Below are 17494 nucleotides of genomic sequence, written 5' to 3' on the forward strand. Positions count from 1 at the left end.
AGCGCTGCTATGGACGTCCGTTCGCAAGTGGCGATGGTCTTTCATCTGGACAAGTGCATCGGCTGCCACACGTGCAGCATCGCGTGCAAAAACATCTGGACCGACCGCCGCGGCACCGAATACATGTGGTGGAACAACGTGGAGACCAAGCCCGGCACGGGCTTTCCCACCCGCTGGGAAGATCAGGAGAAATACCACGGCGGCTGGGAGGTGCATGACGGGAAACTCCAGCTGCGCTCCACGAGCAAAGCGAAGACGATCTTCAACATCTATCACAACCCCAGCATGCCCACGATGGATGACTACTATGAGCCGTGGACCTACGACTACCAGCATCTGTTCAACGCTCCCGAAGGACCGGACCAGCCGACGGCCCGGCCCATCTCGATGGTCACCGGGGAATTAATCCAGATCGAATCCGGCCCGAACTGGGATGACGATCTGGGCGGCTCACCGGTCTATGCGGAAAACGACCCGAACCTGAAAGGGTTGAGCGCGGAGCAGCGCGCGCAGCTTTCCGCGGTCGAGCGGCTGGTCTTTTTCTATTTTCCGCGCATCTGCAATCACTGTTTGAATCCGTCCTGCGTCGCTTCCTGCCCGTCGGGCGCGCTGTACAAGCGCGGCGAGGACGGCATCGTTCTCGTGGATCAGAAGCGCTGCCGCGGCTGGCGCATGTGCGTGGCGGCGTGCCCGTACAAGAAAATGTTTTACAACTGGAACACGGGAAAATCGGAGAAGTGCATTCTCTGCTACCCGCGGCTGGAAACCGGGCAAGCTCCCGCCTGCTTCCATTCCTGCGTGGGCCGTATCCGGTATCTGGGCGTGGTGCTGTACGACGCATCGCGGATCGAGGCGTTCGCGGCGAGTCCGGACGAGAAGCTCGTCGAAGCGCAGCGCGCGCTGATTCTCGATCCGCACGATCCCGAAGTAATCGCGGGCGCGCGGAAGAACGGCATTCACGAATCGGTCCTCGAATCCGCGCAACGCTCTCCGGTCTATCAATTCGTGAAGGTGTGGAAGATCGCCCTGCCGCCACATATCGAATACCGGACCATGCCCATGCTGTTCTACGTGCCGCCGATGTCCCCGGTGATGTCGAACCAGGCGGAGGGAACGATTCATCACAATTCCGAGGACCTCTTCCACGACATCGACGAATCGCGCGTCCCGTTGCAATTTCTCGCCAATTTATTTGGCGCGGGGCATGAAGGCTTCGTGCGGTACGCGCTGCGCAAGCAGAAAGCCGTCCGCTGGTATCGCCGCGCGCTGACCGTGGGCGATGTGGAGATGGCCACCGCCGAACGGATGCTGCGGGAGGCCGATTGCTCGGCGGCAGAAGCCGAAGCGATCTACAGGCTGACTTCGCTGTGCACCTTCGACGATCGTTTTGTGATCCCGCCGATGCACCGCGAGGAAGCCATCCAGATGCTGGAAGACCCGCTGGAGCACAAGCAGGGTGCTGGATTCGGATTTGTCTCCGGACCGCACCGGGGGACGTGATGAGCGACGCCAATATTTACGCGGGGCTTGCCGTGCTCTTCAGCTACCCGGCGGGCGGCTACCGCCTGCAGGCCGGCGATTGTCTTGGCGCGATGGGCAGCGAGCCGGGCGAAGCCGCCGCTGCCTTCCGGGAGTTTCATGCCGGCATCGAGGGGCTGGGCACGGAGGAGTTGCAGGAACTTTTCACCCGCACGTTTGACCTGAATCCGATGTGTACGCTGGAGATCGGCTGGCAGCTCTACGGAGAGGATTACCACCGCGGCGAATTCCTCGTGAGGATGCGCGAGCAGCTCCGCGAATATGATGTGCCGGAGTCCGGCGAACTTCCCGATCATCTCTCCCATGCCCTCCTGCTGCTCGGAAAGCTGGAGGCGGAGGAAGCCGCCGAATTCGCCAGCCGCTATGTACTGCCGGCGCTCGATAAGATGCGCTCCGCCTGGAAAGAAAATCGCAATGCGTTTGCACCTCTGCTGGAGGCGGCCTTCGCTTTCCTGAAGGACCGGTACCCGTACGATCCCGCGCTGACTCCGAAGCGCGTGCCGGAATTGCACGTATTGCAGTAAGAGGAAAAGAAGATGACTAACCCATTCGTCAATCAGCTGCTGTTCATCGTCTTCCCCTATCTGGCGATGTTCATCTTTTTCCTGGCCACCATCCTGCGCTTTCGCCTGACGCCGTACTCCTACTCGAGCCTGTCCTCGCAGTTCCTGGAAAATCAACGCCACTTCTGGGCGCTTGTGCCCTTCCACTACGGAATCGTCTTCGTGCTGACCGGGCACGTGGTGGCTTTTCTTCTGCCCCAGCAGATCCTGGCCTGGAATAGCCGGCCCTTGCGCCTGTACATCCTGGAGACGACCGCGCTGGTTTTCGGTCTGCTCACGGTCGTGGGATTGCTGGGAGCGATTGCGCGGCGGCTGACTGTTTCCAAAGTTCGCAAGGTAACCAACGGTTTTGACTGGGTGGTGCTGGCGATGTTGCTCGCCGAGGTGTTGCTCGGCGTTTCCGTTGCCGTCTTTCACCCCTGGGGATCGGCCTGGTTCGCTGCGGCGATTTCCCCGTATCTGTGGTCCCTGGTGCGGTTCAATCCGGATCTGGGTTACGTGGCGATGCTGCCGGGCGCGGTGAAAGCGCATATTGTTCTGGCGTACGCCATCATCGGCTTCACTCCGTTCACGCGCATGGTGCACATCCTGGTAGTTCCCAATCCCTATCTCTGGCGCAGGACGCAGGTGGTCCGGTGGTATCGCGCACCGAAAGAAGCGGCGTGAGCAGAAATCTCCAACACGCAGTGGCGAAGCTGGTTCTGGTTTGCGCAGGGATGTGCCCCGGGATCGCTTTTGCGCAATCCGCGGAACCCGCATCTGCACCGGCCCAGCGCGCTGTGGTGCCGCCGAAACTGGAGACTGCGCCTGCTCCGAAGCGCAAGCTTGGTCCTCTGGATATTTCCGGCAGCTGGCGTGTGCGCGTGGAAGGCTGGGACTGGTTCGAAGGCCCGGCAGGCAACAGCAACTATGCCTTCGGCCACTCGCTCTTGCGCGTTGCCATCGGCCAGCAGAGTGCGCGCTTCGATTGGCAACTCGAAGCCGCGCAAGACACGATTCTCGGCCTGCCCGCGGATGCCGTTGTGGCAGCCCCGCAAGGACAGCTGGGATTGGGCGGCACGTATTTCGCCGCCAACGGCAATGGCCGCAACAACGCCAACGGATTCGTCAAGCAGGCCTACATCCGATTCAAGGGGTTGGGTAAAGGAAATCTCCGGCTCGGGCGCTTTGAATTCCTCGACGGCACGGAGGTCGTGCCTAAGGACGCGACGCTGGCCGCGCTAGTGCAGAGCCGTATCGCACAGCGGCTCATCGGCAATTTCGGATGGTCGGCGGTTGGGCGCAGCTTCGACGGCGCGCAGTTCTCCTACAACTTCGGCCAGAACAACCTGACTCTCATCGGAGCCCGGACGACGCGCGGCGTCTTTCAAATCGATGCCATGGGCGAAGTAAATGCGGAGGTGTACTACGGGGCGCTGACGATCCCTGTCGAGGCCCGGCATGGAGCAGGGGAACTGCGGTTGTTCAGCGTGGGCTACGTCGATCGCCGCAGCACAGTACTGAAGACCGACGACCGGCCGCAAGCGGTTCGTGCCGCGGACCAGGACCAGATTCGCATTGGAACCTATGGTCTGGACTATATCCATGTTTTCCATACCGCAACGCGCGGCAAGTTCAACTTTCTTCTCTGGGGCGCGCTGCAAAGCGGCTCGTGGGGAATCCAACAACACGGCGCGGGCGCTTTCATCGGGGAGTTTGGCTGGCAGCCGCCGGTGAAGCACCTGAAACCGTGGCTGAGCGCCGGCTATTCCTACGGCAGCGGCGACGGAAATGCGAACGATGCGCACCACGGCACGTTTTTCCAGATATTGCCGACGCCCCGGCCTTACGCGCGCTTTCCGTTCTACAACATGATGAATAACGAAGATTTCTACGGGACGCTGAATCTTCGCCCGCATGCAAAGCTTTCGCTGCGCAGCGAATTGCATGTGCTGCGCCTCAACAAGTCCACGGATCTCTGGTACCTGGGCGGCGGCGCGTTCCAGCCCAAGACGTTCGGCTATACCGGCCGCCCCAGCAACGGCAACCGCAGCCTGGCCAACGTGGCGGACATCAGCGCCGACTACCAGATGACGCGAAACTTCGGAGTTGGTCTTTACTACGCGCATGCCTGGGGCCAAGACGTGATCGCGAAAATTTATCCGAACGGCCCAAACGGCCAATTTGCCTTTGTGGAAACAAATTTCCGCTTTTGAACCAGGCGCCATGACGCCGCACTGCCGCGGCGAGGGAGGAATGCCGTGAATCGCATCGAAGGATCACCCAAGCGGGCGTTATGGAGCGCGACCCTGGGCTTTTTCGTCGGCTTCGCGGCGGTCGCTCTCTTTGGACCGTCCGCCAAACTTTTTCAGCAGGTGATGGGCCTCGGCCCGCTGGCCATGGGGTTCCTGGTCGCCATACCGGCCCTGTCCGGCTCCCTGTTACGAATTCCGTTTTCGGCGTGGGTGGATACCACCGGGGGCCGCAAGCCGTTTCTGTTGCTGCTGGGTCTTTCCCTGGCAGGGATGACCGGCCTGACACTGGTTGCCCGGTTCCTGTACCCCGCACACCTCTCCGCCGCAAGCTTTCCGCTGCTGCTGGCGCTGGGGGTTCTGTGCGGTTGCGGAATCGCAACGTTTTCCGTCGGGATCAGTCAAGTTGCCTATTGGTTTCCGCAGAAAAAACAGGGGCGCGCTCTGGCCATCTTTGCCGGGGTAGGCAATGTGGCCCCGGGCATCTTCACGCTGATTCTACCCTTCGCGCTGGCGCGGTTTCGCCTTGCGGGGTCCTACGTACTCTGGCTGAGCATTCTCGCCGCCGGAACGCTTCTCTACGCCATCTCCGGCAGGAACAGCCCGTATTTCCAACTATTGAAGCAGGGTCTGGCTCCCGCGGATGCCCGGGCGCGTGCGTGTGAACTCGGCCAGGACTTGTTCCCCGCCGGAAGTTTGAAAGAAAGCCTGCGAGCGTCCGCTCGCGTGTGGCGGACCTGGGCGCTTGTCTGGATCTACTTTACAACTTTCGGCGGCTTCATCGCGCTGACCGCCTGGCTGCCGACCTACTGGATCTCTTTTTACGGCGTCAGCCTGTTGAAAGCCGGGTTGCTGACGGCCGTCTTTTCGATCCTGGCCTCGCTGATTCGAATCGCGGGCGGCGTCCTCTCCGACCAGTTGCACGAGGGTGGAGAAAACACAGCGATTCTTGCGTTGCTGATCACGCTGGTCGGCGCGCTGGTGATGACCAGCTCGCACCAGTTCGAGCTCTCGGTGCCGGGCGAGATCTTGATGGCCATCGGCATGGGAATCTCCAATGCGGCGGTGTTCAAGATCGTGCCGCAGGCTGTGCCGCACGCCGTGGGAGGCGCAGCCGGCTGGGTGGGAGGCTTGGGAGCGTTCGGCGGATTCGTGATCCCGCCGGTGATGGCCTTTGCGGTCCGCAACCTCGGCACTCCAGGATATGCGATCGGATTTGTGACCTTTATTTTCCTGTCCCTTTTCTCGCTCTCGATGGCCTGGATTCTCAAATATACGCGCGAGAGTGCGACACCGCCCGCGGTGCAGGCAGAGCCCGCGGGAGCCGGCCGCTAGGGGGCCACTGATGAACGAGAAAGTCGTCACCATCGTGCTGACTGTGGGGCTGTTGTTCAGCCTGGCCATGTTCGCTGTGCAGGCGAGCTCGTGGCACATTCCCGGCAATCAGCAGGGGTACGAGCCGGTTCAACCCATTGCTTTCTCTCATCGGTTGCACGCAGGGGAACTGCAAATCGCGTGCCTCTACTGCCATTCGGGGGCGGAGACGAGCCGCCATGCCGGCATTCCTCCCGCCAGTACGTGCATGAACTGCCACAAGTTTATCCCGGCGCCGCTCGGTGCGCTGCGCGCCGAAGACGAACTGGCGAAGCGGGAAAACCGCAAGCCGCGGCTGGTCGTGTCACCGGAAATTCAGAAGATCTACGATGCGTTGGCGCTCGACGAGCGCCTGGTGCGCGATCCGCAAAGGACGCCGCAACCGATCGCGTGGACGCGCGTCAACCGGCTGCCGGATTTCGCCTATTTCAACCACAGCGCGCACGTCAGCGCCGGCGTGGCGTGCCAGCAGTGCCACGGCCCGGTCGAAACCATGGACCGCGTGCGCCAGGTGCCGGACTTGACGATGGGCTGGTGCGTGAACTGCCACCGGACGGCGAATGCAGCGGGCGTAGCGAGCAAACCGGTGCAGCCTTCGATTGACTGCTCGACGTGTCACTACTGAGGAGTGCGCATGGCTTCGGGGAAAACGCCGCAATACTGGAAGAGCTGGGAGGAAGGCCCGGGCGCAGCGGATCTCGTACGAATCACCACGGACGAGTTTCCTGAGCCCCTAGATCGTCCGGCTGAGCAATTCAGCCGGCGCTCCTTCTTGAAGGCCGCGGGCTTCACGGCTGCCGTAGCGGCGGCCGGAATCGGCTGTTCGCGCGCGCCCGTCGAAAAAGCGATCCCCTATCTGATTCAGCCCGAAGAGATCGTTCCTGGAGTTTCCTATTTCTACGCGAGCACCTGCGGAGGATGCCCGGCGAGCTGCGGGGTTCTGGCCAAGAACCGCGATGGGCGGCCCATCAAACTGGAAGGCAATCCGCAACATCCGGTCTCGCGGGGCGGACTCTGCGCCGTGGGACAGGCTTCGCTGTTGGAGCTCTACGATTCGCACCGCTGCACAGAACCGCAGCTGGATGGTCAGCCCGCCAACTGGGACGAAGTGGACCGGCAGGTCGCCGCCCAGCTCGCCCTGCACCGCAGCGCGGACAGGCCGGTTCGTTTTCTCACCGGGACGATATCGAGTCCCACGTTGAACGCGGAGATCCGGAAGTTCCTCGCGCCATTCCGCGATGCACGCCACATCGTTTATGACGGGCTGTCCAGCTCCGCGATCCTGGATGCGCACAAAGACACGCACGGGGAGCGATTGCTACCGCACTACCGGTTCGATCACGCCGACGTGATCGTGAGTTTCGACGCGGATTTTCTGGCAACGTTGATCTCGCCGGTGGAGTTTAGCCGCGGCTACGCCGCCGGGCGCCGGCTCGATGTCCATCCGCCGCGGATGTCGTATCACGCGCAATTTGAATCGCGCTTGTCGGTGACCGGAGCCAAAGCCGACCGGCGCGTCCGCGTGTCGCCCCAAGAACTCGGCGAAGCAATGGTGGGCCTCGCTGCGCGCCTGGCTCTTCTCGCGGGCGCGGCGTTTCCTCTCCGTGTCGGCGGGGCGGGCCATCCGCCGGATACATTGCTCGACGACCTCGCGCACCGGCTCTGGCAGGCACGCGGCCGCAGCCTGGTCCTTTGCGGCTCTCAAGACGTCCGGCTGCAGGTGCTCGTCAATTTCCTCAACGACCTGCTGGGGAATTACGGATCGTCGCTGGAGCTGGAGCGTCCTTCGCTGCAGAAGGCTGGCAACGATCGCGAGCTGCAGACACTTCTGGAAGAGCTGCGTGACGGTAAGGTCGCTGCGCTCTTTCTCCATGGAGTTAATCCCGTCTACGACCTGCCCAGCGGAGACGCGCTGGCCGGACAGATTCGAAAAGTGCCGCTGGTAGTGAGCTTTGCCGGCCGTCTGGATGAAACCTCCGCGCTCGCGCGGTTTGTTTGCCCGGACCACCATTCCCTGGAATCCTGGGGCGACGCCGAACCCGTGCGCGGCACGATCGGCTTGTTCCAGCCGGCGATACGCCCTCTGGGCAATACGCGCGCTGTCCAGGAGAGTCTCGCGATTTGGGGAGGCCAGCCGAAAGCGGCCTACGACATCCTCCGGGATTACTGGCGCGAGAATATATTTCCGCAGCGCAAAGGCGATGCGGATTTCCAAACGTTCTGGGATCGTGCCGTCGAAGCCGGGTTTGCGGAAGTGCCTTCCGCGGCGCCCAAGCCTAGCCATTTTCGCGCTGCGGCACTTCAGGCGGTGCCGCCTCCGGCTCCCGCTGGCGGCGAGTTCTCCTTGGTTCTCTATCCTAAGGTCGCGATGCTGGACGGCCGCCACGCGGAAAATCCCTGGTTGCAGGAGCTGCCGGATCCCATCAGCAAGGTGACTTGGGATAACTACGCATGCGTTTCTCCTGCCGCGGCGCAACGGCTCGGACTGAAAGATGGGGACGTCGTTCGCCTCGAAGCGGATGCCGGGAAGGGAAGCGCGGCCGCGCTGGAACTGCCGGTTTATGTGCAGCCGGGACAGCACGACCAAGTGATCGCCGTGGCGCTTGGCTACGGCCGCAAAGCCACGGCGCGATTCGCCAGCGTCGGGCCGAAATGGCTTTTCGGCGGGCCGGACGTGGGCGAAGACGGCCGGATCGGAAAAAATGCCGCAGCGATGCTCATCCTCGCTGGCGGAAGCCTGCAATACGTTCATGAGGGGATCCGTCTGAGTAAGACCGGCAAGCGGCACGCGCTGGCCTCCACGCAGACCCATCACAGCTTGACGATGCCGCAGAACGTGCCGCTGGTCGGCGGCGAACATCGCGAAATCGTGCGCGAAACAACGTTCGGCGCGTTGATCGCAGAGGCCGGGGAACCTTCCCCCGCCGCGTCCGGCAAGAACGGCCTCTGGCCGGCGGACCATCCGTACAACGGCCATCGGTGGTCCATGGCCATTGATCTGACTGCGTGCACAGGCTGTTCCGGCTGTGTCGTCGCTTGCCAGGCCGAGAACAACATTCCCGTCGTGGGCAAGGATGAGGTTCTTCGCCATCGCGAGATGCACTGGATCCGAATCGATCGCTACTACTCGGGCGATGCGGACGTCGACGTGGTGCAGCAGCCAATGATCTGCCAGCAATGCGACAACGCACCGTGCGAAACCGTTTGCCCGGTGCTTGCGACGGTGCACAGCGCCGAGGGGCTCAACCAGCAGATCTACAATCGTTGCGTGGGCACGCGCTATTGCGCCAACAACTGCCCCTACAAGACGCGCCGTTTCAACTGGTTCAACTATGTCCGCAACGATCGTCTGCAAAACCTCGCGCTCAATCCCGATGTGACTGTGCGATCGCGCGGCGTGATGGAAAAGTGTTCCTTCTGCGTGCAGCGAATTGAAGCCGCGCGCATCGAGTCCCGGCGGCGCGGCAAGCCGATTGCCGACGGGCAGATCCAGACCGCGTGCCAGCAGTCGTGTCCATCGCAGGCGATTGTTTTCGGGGACCTGAACGATCCGAACAGCCGCATCGCCCAGATGGCGCGCGATCCACGGCGGTTCGGGGTACTCGAGGAGTTCAACTTCCGGCCGGCGGTGAATTACCTCAGTCTGGTCCGGAATCGCGATTCCGCGGACAGAACCTCAAAAGAGGGCCAGAACAATGGCTGACTTTCCTGTACCGCTGCAAAAGCCTTTGATCACCGGCAACAAGACACCGGCGGATGTCACGCGAGATATCTGCCATTCCCTCGAAGGGCGGCCCACGCCGCTGTGGTGGGGCGGATTTCTTGTGGCTCTTGCGCTCCTGCTCCTCGGCGCATTGGCCGTGAGCTATGAAGTGGCCACCGGAATCGGCACGTGGGGCGTGAATCGCACCGTCGGCTGGGCCGTGGGCATCACTTCCTTCGTTTTCTGGATCGGCATCGGCCACGCGGGCACCTTGATTTCCGCGATCCTCTTCCTGCTGCGCCAGCGTTGGCGCACCTCCGTGAATCGTTCCGCCGAAGCCATGACGATCTTCGCGGTCATGTGCGCGGGCATTTTCCCCGTGATTCACCTCGGCCGGCCCTGGATGGCGTACTGGCTGTTTCCCTATCCCAACACGCGCGGGCCTTTGTGGGTCAATTTTCGTTCGCCGCTGGTGTGGGACGCTTTTGCGGTTGGCACGTATTTCACAATTTCCTTGGTCTTCTGGTACCTGGGACTGATCCCGGATTTGGCGACGGTGCGCGACCGGTTGCGCAGTGGTTTCCGCTGGCGGTTGGCGTCCGTGATGAGCCTCGGCTGGAATGGCTCCTTCCGCACCTGGCATCGCTACGAATCCTTGTATCTGATGCTCGCGGGACTCGCGACGCCGCTGGTCCTCTCGGTGCACACCATCGTGAGCTGGGACTTCGCGACCGGAGTGATTCCGGGCTGGCATGCCACCATCTTCCCGCCGTACTTTGTTGCCGGAGCGATCTTCTCCGGGGTGGCCATGGTTTTGACGCTGGTCCTCGTGGCGCGCAAAACCATGCGTCTGGAAAACTACATTACGCTGCGCCACGTCGATGTGATGTGCAAGCTGCTCCTGCTGACCAGCGGAATTGTTGCCCTCGCCTATGCCACGGAATTTTTCACCGCCCTCTATTCGACGAATGCGTATGAAGAATTCGCGTTTCTGAATCGCGCCTTCGGGCCCTTCGGCTGGGCCTATGGGATCATGGTGGGTTGCAACGTGCTCACTCCGCAGTTGCTCTGGTTCCGAAAGGTGCGGAGCAATCTCTGGCTGGTCTTTCCCATCTCCATCCTGGTGAATGTCGGCATGTGGTTTGAACGCTTCGTCATCATCGTGACCTCGCTGCACCGCGATTTCCTGCCCTCCAGCTGGACGAGTTACCGCCCCACGCCCATCGAGATCTCCATGCTGCTCGGGAGTTTCGGCCTGTTCTTCACCTTATTTCTCCTCTTCTGCCGGTTTTTGCCGGTCATCGCGATGGCCGAGGTGAAAGGCGTGCTGCACGTTGGCCACCAAGCGAAAGTACCGGGTTCCGAGCGGCATCCCGCAGGACGGCCGCTGGAAAAATTGAAGACCGCCGCTGTGCAGACCGGGGAAGGAGGATTCGCATGAGCCGGCGAGTCGTTGTCGGAGTGTTTGACGACGAAGCGAATCTGCTGGGGGTCACGCAGGAGGCCCGCGCCAAGGGATGGAAGGTCATCGACGTCTACACCCCGTATGCCGTGCATGGATTGGACGCGGCGATGGGCTTGCGTCCGTCGCGTCTTCCCTGGGTTTGCTTCCTGGCGGCGATCACCGGGGCCGCGCTGAAACTTTGGTTTGAATTCTGGACCACCATGGTGGACTGGCCGCTCAACATCGGTGGCAAGCCCTGGAACTCTCTCCCCGCCTTCGTGCCCGTGACGTTTGAAGTCATGGTGCTTTCCGCCGGGTTGACGACCATGTTTGCTTTCCTCGTGCTGGCGCGGCTCCGGCCGGGCAAGCGGCCGGTTATGCCTTTTCCCGGCGTCACCGACGACCGCTTTGTCCTGGTGCTGGAAGAGTCGGACGCGCGCTTCGACCTGGCGCGGGTGCGCCGGCTGTTTGAGAAGTTCGGTGTTGTGGCGTTTGAGGAACGGATCGAGGAGGCTGGATGTCCCGGCGAACTCTGAACGTCGCGCTGCTGGCGGTGTTCCTGGCGAGTCTGGCGCTGAACTGGGCGATGCGCCCTCAACCCTGGCGGCCGAACCGCGAGTTTATTCCGGAGATGGTGCGAACCCCGCGCTTCAATGCGTACTCCACGAACCCCAACTTTGCGAACGGGATGACGCTGCAGACTCCGGTTGCGGGAACGATCCCGCGCGGATTTCTCCCGTTGCACTATGCCCCCACCCCAGAAGATGCGGTTCGCGCGGGTGACACTTTGGAGAGCCCCATTCGGCCTGATGACGCCCAAGCTATCTCCCGCGGCTCCGTCGTCTTCGCTAATTTCTGTGTCCCGTGTCATGGCGCCGCGGGCAAAGGCGACGGCCTGGTAATACAGCGAGGTTATCCCGCGCCGCCTTCGCTGTATGCGGACAACGCCAGGAAAATTAAGGATGGCCAGATTTTCCACATTTTGACCTACGGCCAGAAGAACATGCCCTCCTATGCAAGCCAGCTCTCACGGGAGGATCGCTGGCAGGTGATTGCATTTGTGCGCTCTCTCCAGAAGCAAGCCTCGCCTGTTCCGGCGGGAGGTCAGCCATGAATGATCACCAGGTTCCTGCGCGACTGGCCGCTTTGCGGAGGCCGGCAGCCGCGGTTGCCGCGATCGCTGGGGTAATTCTCCTGCTGGGACTCCGGATTGCTCCGGGCCGAGCCTGGCCGGATCTGTTGCTCGCCAGTTTCGCGATGGTGTGCCTCGGCTTGTCCGGCATCTTTTTTGTCGCTCTCCAGTATGCGAGCGGAGCGGTGTGGAGCATTCCGCTACGGCGCGTGGGCGAAGCTCTCGCGGCCGCCCTACCCCTGGGAGGCCTGGGAATTCTGGCGGTACTCCTCGTGCATCCCTCGATTTATCCCTGGTACGGCCATACAGAAATCGTCACGGAAGGATGGGCGGGCTTCAAACACGCCTGGCTTTCCTACCCTTTCTTTCTCGTTCGTGCCGTGCTCTACCTTGCGGCCTGGCTGGGATTTTCGTCGGCGATTCGAAGGAATTCGCGCCGTCAGGATCGGGATGGCGGCATGGAGTTAAGCCGGAAGAACACGCGCCTTTCGGTGGCCTTCCTGGTGGTCTTCGGGGTGACCTTCTGGCTGGCGTCCACGGACTGGATCATGTCGCTCGAGCCCCACTGGGCCAGCACGATCTTCGGTATCTACCACTTTTCCGGGATGTTTCTTTCGGGTTTGGCCATGATCGCTCTGTTGGCCCTGGCCTTGCGTACGACCGGACCGCTGCGCCACGGAGTTAGCGACGATCAGTTTCTGGATCTGGGCCGCATGATCGTGGCCTTCGCAACGTTTTGGGCTTACATCTGGTTCAGCCAGTACATGTTGATCTGGTATGCCAATCTCACTGAAGAAACCTCTTACATGGTGCTCAGGACAAGCTCGGGGTGGGGACAATTGTTTGTCGTGAACCTGCTGCTGAACTGGGCGTTGCCCTTTTTGCTGCTTCTGCCGCGCGCAAATAAGATCAACCCACGGACCCTCGCCGCCGCTTCTACGATCGTTCTGCTAGGCCGTGTTTCCGACCTCTACCTTATGATCATTGCGCCGTTCGCAGCGGCAAGTCCGCGGCCTATGATCTGGGACTTTGCAGCACTCGCGGTTGTGGCGGCGAGCTTGGTTCTGGTGACCCTGCGCGCGTTTTTTGCATCCGAGCCAGTTCCTGTTGGCGACCCGCTCTTCTCTCCAAGCCTGCAGGGCCATGCGCGAAAAACGCGCCCCGCACAAACTTAAGACAGGGTTTTTTGCTTCGGTCGCGAACAAACCTTCGTCAAGAGCATCGTGAACCAAGTCAGAGCCTTCGGAGAGTCCGGTTGTTGTCAGCAAAAACCGGGGTCCAATTGGGGTCCGAATCCTGCCAAATACATGGAAGCGATGAAAAAAGCAGGCAAGTCACTACAATTTCCGCTACCGTGCAATAAGCGCGATGAACGCTAACGTCCACAACGCGTCGAAAGATCTGGTCGGGGCGCCCGGATTTGAACCGGGGACCTCCTGCGCCCAAGGCGGTTGCACAAATACTATCTGCTTGGTCCGTTTAGCTTTGTTTTGCGTCACAGTACACGGTTTTGGACCTAAGTTGTCAGTACTTGGACCCAAGTTGGACCCAAGTGGGTGAGGTGAACCCTATTCTCAATCGGGTTCTTGCGTGACGATGTGGACGTCCACGGCAGGAGCTTGGCGGAGAAAGCGATTGATGGCGTTCATGTAGAGGAATTTCCTCCAGCCGTCGACCGCGGACCTGCCAAAGATCACTTGGGTAACGTGCTTATCGCGCGCGAAAGCCGCAACAGGATCTGCCACGTTGTCGCCTTTCAGGCGCACCATGGTGGCGCCCAGGCTCTCCGCAAACTGCACATTGGCTTCCAGCGTCTTCTGATCTTCCTCGTCCGCATCTTCGCCAAGGTCCACATACACGGCATAAAGCTCCGCGTCGATCCGCCGAGCCATGCGCGCTGCCCGGGCGATCAAGTATTGGGTTCTCGGGTGCGGGCTGATGCACACGGCAATTCGTTCCCGGACGGGCCAGGTCTCCTGAATCTCCTTTTGCTCCATGTACGATTCAAGAGTTCGATCCACCTGCTCGGCCACCTGCCGCAAGGCCAGCTCGCGGAGAGCGATCAGGTTGCCGCGCCGGAAAAAATTCCTGAGCGCTTGATCCACTTGTTCCGTGGCATACACATCGCCTCGTTTCATGCGGTTCTGCAGCGCTTCCGGAGTCAGGTCCACCATGACCGCTTCTTCCGCCGACTGCACAACCCAGTCCGGCACCGTCTCCCGCACCTTGATTCCGGTAATCGCTCCGACCGTGGGGGCGATGCTTTCCAGATGCTGAATATTGACGGTCGAAAGAACGTCGATCCCCGCCGCGATGATCTCCAGCACGTCCTCGTACCGCTTGCGGTGTTTGCTGCCCGGAACATTGGTGTGCGCTAATTCATCGACAACGACGACGTGCGGCTTCCGGCTGAGGATGGCGTCGGTGTCCATTTCCTCGAAGAGGGTGCCTTTATAATCGATTTTCTTGCGCGGGATGGTAACAAGCTGCGCGGCCAGTTCCGCGATTGCCCTGCGGCCGTGCGTTTCCACAACTCCGACAACAACATCTTCGCCCCGGGTGTGGCGGCGAATCGCCTCGCTCAGCATTGTGAACGTCTTGCCTACGCCGGGGGCATAGCCCAAAAAGACCTTAAAGCTGCCGCGAACCTTCTTCGGCGGCGACGCCACTTCCAGCCACTGCTCCGGTGTCTTGGGCATATCTCTCTTCTCGTCGGCAGAACACGCAAAAGCTAAGTTACAATGTAGCCATGCGCGGTTTCCTCACCAGCCGTCTTCCCGGTTTTGTCGTCGCCCTGGGGACCGTGGCAGCGATCACCTTCCTCTGCTACAGGACCACTCACGTCAACGCGACGACAATTGCGCTCATCTTTCTTCTAGCTATTTTAGCAGTCTCCACCGTCTGGGGCATCCTTGTTTCCGTCGTGATGTCTCTGGCGGCGGTCTTCGCGTTCAACTTCTTCCTCCTGCCTCCCGTCCTGACCTTCACGATTGCTGACCCGCAGAACTGGGTGGCCCTGTTCGCCTTTCTGGTCACTGCCGTCATTGGCAGCCATCTTTCCTCCAGAGCCCGCAACCAGGCCGAAGAAGCGGACCGGCGCCGGCGAGAGATCGAAAGGCTCTACGATTTCAGCCAAAAACTTCTCAGCGCCGGAAACGTCATCGAACTCATGAATGCCATCCCGCGCCAGGTTGTGGATTCCTTTGAACTCGGCGCAGCCGCCCTGTTCCTGACGGAAAAGCAAAAGGTATATCGCTCGGGCTTGCTGATTCCACAATTGGATGCGGAGAAGTTGAAAGCCGTGGTTGCCCGCGAAGAATTGCAGGTGGATGGAGCACAGAGTCTATGTTTCGTCCCTGTCCGACTGGGTGTGCGCGTCATCGGCTGTTTGGGAATTTCCGGCCAAATCCTTTCCCGGCAATCCCTGGAAGCGCTTGGCACACTTATCGCCGTCGCCATCGAAAGGGCACGGGCCATCGAACAACTCGGCAAGACCGAAGCCTCTCGCGAGGGAGAGCGCTTGAAGTCGGCCTTGCTGGACTCCATTACCCACGACTTCCGAACTCCACTCACTTCGATCAAAGCTTCGGTGACCAGCCTGCTCTCGGACTCCCGCCTGGATGCGGAGCACCGCACGGAACTGCTCACGATCATTGATGAAGAGACCAACCGCCTTAATACCTTGATCGGCGAGGCGGCCGAGATGGCGCGCCTGGAGGCTGGGGAAGTCGAGCTGAATTTGCAGCCGCACCCCATTTCCGAGCTCGTTTCCGCCGCTCTCGAACAATGCAAGGGTTTGCTCGGCAACCGGCCTGTACAGGTTCAAGTGCCGAAGAACCTCCCTTCCGTGCGAGCAGACATGAACAGCGCCAAGCAGATCCTGGTCCAGCTGCTGACGAACGCCCACAACTACTCGCCACCCGATCTCCCGGTCACCATCAGTGCGGAGGCGAACGGCAATTTCGTCCTGACGAGCGTCGCCGACCGCGGGCCTGGGATTGAAGAGATGGAGCTCGGCCTGATCTTCGACAAGTTTTACCGTGGCAAAGACCAGCGCTACCGCGTACATGGGACGGGGATGGGCTTGCCCATCGCAAAGGCCATCGTGGAAGCCCATGGCGGCACCATCAGCGTCGTCAGCCAGTTGGGTCACGGGTCCGTGTTCACCTTTAGCCTGCCCGTGGAGCGCAGCCAGGGCAGACGGCAATGAGTTCCGCGAATATTCTGGTGGTTGACGACGAGCCTCAGATTCGGCGTGTGATGCGCACCACTTTGGCGAGCCAGGGTTACACGATCAAGGAAGCGCGCAGCGGCGAAGAAGCCCTGGAAATGCTCGGAAGCGAGCAGCCCGATCTGGTTCTTCTGGACGTGAACATGCCAGGAATGGGCGGGCTGGCGGCCTGCCGGGAAATTCGAGAACGTTCCGACGTCCCCATCATCATTCTTACGGTCCGGAATGCGGAAAAAGACAAGGTGCAGGCGCTCGACGCAGGAGCGGACGACTATGTAGTGAAGCCCTTCGGGATCGAGGAGCTTCTTGCCCGCATCCGCGCCGCTCTCCGCCGGTCATCTGCCGCGGAGCCCCTGGCTCCCGTGGATACGCCCGATCTCCACATTGATTTTGAGAGCCGCAAAGTCCTTGTCCAAGGGCGGCCGGTTCGATTGACTCCCAAGGAATTTGGCTTGCTTAGACAACTCGTCGCCAATCCAGGCAAGCCCATTGCGCACCGCAGTCTGTTGCAGGCGGTCTGGGGACCGGACTACGGAGAGGAAACAGAATACCTTCGGGTGTTCATCAATCAGCTTCGCAAAAAAATCGAGCCTGATCCGCACCACCCTCGCTATATTTGCACCGAGCCCTGGGTCGGCTACCGCTTTGAATTGCCCCGGGCCAGCTCCGCAAAAACTCGCCGTTGATTGAGATGCTCCCTTAGTGAAGCGGATGGCGCTGATCCAATTCGAGATTCAGCTCCAGCACATTTACGCGCGGCTCGCCAAGAAACCCGAGATCGCGATCTTTTGTGTGTTTCTTCACTAAACCACGCACCTCGTCCTCTTTAATACCGCGTGCGCTGGCCACGCGTGGAATCTGGAACTCCGCGGCCGCAGGAGAGATGTCCGGGTCCAGACCAGATCCCGATGTCGTCACCAGGTCCACCGGAATCGGCGCACTCGGATTCTCACTTTGGAGCTTTTGCACGTCGCTTTTCACCCGGTCAAGCAGAGTCTTGTTCGTGGGAGCCAGATTGGAGCCGCTGCTGGCCGTGGGATCATATCCAGTTCCGGCTGCAGACGGCCGCGGGTGAAAGTAGCTGGGGCTGGCGAAGGCCTGGCCGATGATTCTGGAGCCTACGAGTTTGCCGTCCTTTTCGATTAGTTGTCCGTTCGCCCGGTCGCGGGAAAAAAGCTGTGCGAGGCCCGTGATTCCGAGCGGGTAGAGGAGACCGAAGATCACGGTTGTCACCAGCGTGAACCACACGGCGATGAGAAGGTTCTTCTTCATAAGTT

General features: G+C 60.9%; 15 protein-coding genes. 13 read left to right on the top strand and 2 right to left on the bottom strand.

All coding sequences use genetic code 11. From position 1 onward, the window contains the following. Positions 1–9 precede the first annotated feature (9 nt). From narH to LAN61_13980, 11 genes are read left to right on the top strand one after another with little or no spacing between them, the layout of a single operon-like run. On the top strand, positions 10–1500 hold the full coding sequence (narH, locus tag LAN61_13930; GenBank protein ID MBZ5541612.1) for a nitrate reductase subunit beta: 1491 nt from the start codon (positions 10–12) through the stop codon (positions 1498–1500). Further along, on the top strand, positions 1500–2063 hold the full coding sequence (locus tag LAN61_13935; GenBank protein ID MBZ5541613.1) for a hypothetical protein: 564 nt from the start codon (positions 1500–1502) through the stop codon (positions 2061–2063). The genes narH and LAN61_13935 overlap by 1 nt, the downstream gene beginning before the upstream one ends. A 12-nt stretch (positions 2064–2075) precedes the next feature. Beyond that, positions 2076–2768 (top strand): respiratory nitrate reductase subunit gamma, encoded by a 693-nt coding sequence (gene narI / locus LAN61_13940; protein MBZ5541614.1) that lies wholly within the window; start codon positions 2076–2078, stop codon positions 2766–2768. Further along, positions 2765–4297 (top strand): alginate export family protein, encoded by a 1533-nt coding sequence (locus LAN61_13945; GenBank protein ID MBZ5541615.1) that lies wholly within the window; start codon positions 2765–2767, stop codon positions 4295–4297. Before narI ends, LAN61_13945 begins: the two co-directional genes overlap by 4 nt. Positions 4298–4342: 45 nt before the next feature. Then, positions 4343–5668 (top strand): MFS transporter, encoded by a 1326-nt coding sequence (locus tag LAN61_13950; GenBank protein MBZ5541616.1) that lies wholly within the window; start codon positions 4343–4345, stop codon positions 5666–5668. 10 nt (positions 5669–5678) lie between these two features. Continuing rightward, complete coding sequence (locus LAN61_13955) at positions 5679–6332, top strand: cytochrome c family protein (protein ID MBZ5541617.1); 654 nt, start codon at positions 5679–5681, stop codon at positions 6330–6332. Between the two features lie 9 nt (positions 6333–6341). After that, positions 6342–9410, top strand: a complete 3069-nt coding sequence (locus tag LAN61_13960; protein MBZ5541618.1) for a TAT-variant-translocated molybdopterin oxidoreductase — start codon at positions 6342–6344, stop codon at positions 9408–9410. Then, positions 9403–10851, top strand: coding sequence for a polysulfide reductase NrfD (nrfD, locus tag LAN61_13965; GenBank protein ID MBZ5541619.1), 1449 nt, complete (start codon positions 9403–9405; stop codon positions 10849–10851). Before LAN61_13960 ends, nrfD begins: the two co-directional genes overlap by 8 nt. After that, positions 10848–11390: a DUF3341 domain-containing protein gene (locus LAN61_13970; GenBank protein MBZ5541620.1), complete on the top strand. Its 543-nt coding sequence runs from the start codon at positions 10848–10850 to the stop codon at positions 11388–11390. Before nrfD ends, LAN61_13970 begins: the two co-directional genes overlap by 4 nt. Continuing rightward, positions 11372–11968 (top strand): cytochrome c, encoded by a 597-nt coding sequence (locus tag LAN61_13975; GenBank protein ID MBZ5541621.1) that lies wholly within the window; start codon positions 11372–11374, stop codon positions 11966–11968. The genes LAN61_13970 and LAN61_13975 overlap by 19 nt, the downstream gene beginning before the upstream one ends. Continuing rightward, entirely contained in the window at positions 11965–13161 is a 1197-nt protein-coding gene (locus LAN61_13980; protein ID MBZ5541622.1) for a hypothetical protein, read from the top strand. The genes LAN61_13975 and LAN61_13980 overlap by 4 nt, the downstream gene beginning before the upstream one ends. A 399-nt stretch (positions 13162–13560) precedes the next feature. Here the strand turns inward: LAN61_13980 and LAN61_13985 are convergent, their stop codons facing one another. Next, complete coding sequence (locus tag LAN61_13985) at positions 13561–14685, bottom strand: universal stress protein (GenBank protein MBZ5541623.1); 1125 nt, start codon at positions 14683–14685, stop codon at positions 13561–13563. A gap of 50 nt (positions 14686–14735) precedes the next feature. Between LAN61_13985 and LAN61_13990 the strand changes: the two genes are divergently transcribed. Both LAN61_13990 and LAN61_13995 read left to right on the top strand, forming a co-directional pair. Beyond that, positions 14736–16196: a DUF4118 domain-containing protein gene (locus LAN61_13990; protein ID MBZ5541624.1), complete on the top strand. Its 1461-nt coding sequence runs from the start codon at positions 14736–14738 to the stop codon at positions 16194–16196. After that, the gene (locus LAN61_13995; GenBank protein MBZ5541625.1) at positions 16193–16903 is read left to right on the top strand and encodes a response regulator transcription factor; all 711 of its coding nucleotides are present in this window, start codon (positions 16193–16195) and stop codon (positions 16901–16903) included. Before LAN61_13990 ends, LAN61_13995 begins: the two co-directional genes overlap by 4 nt. A gap of 13 nt (positions 16904–16916) precedes the next feature. Here LAN61_13995 and kdpC read toward each other — a convergent pair whose 3' ends face one another. Next, entirely contained in the window at positions 16917–17489 is a 573-nt protein-coding gene (gene kdpC / locus LAN61_14000) for a potassium-transporting ATPase subunit KdpC (protein ID MBZ5541626.1), read from the bottom strand. Positions 17490–17494 lie beyond the last annotated feature (5 nt).

Source organism: Terriglobia bacterium (assembly GCA_020072785.1).
Classification (GTDB): Bacteria; Acidobacteriota; Terriglobia; order Acidiferrales; family UBA7541; genus Acidiferrum.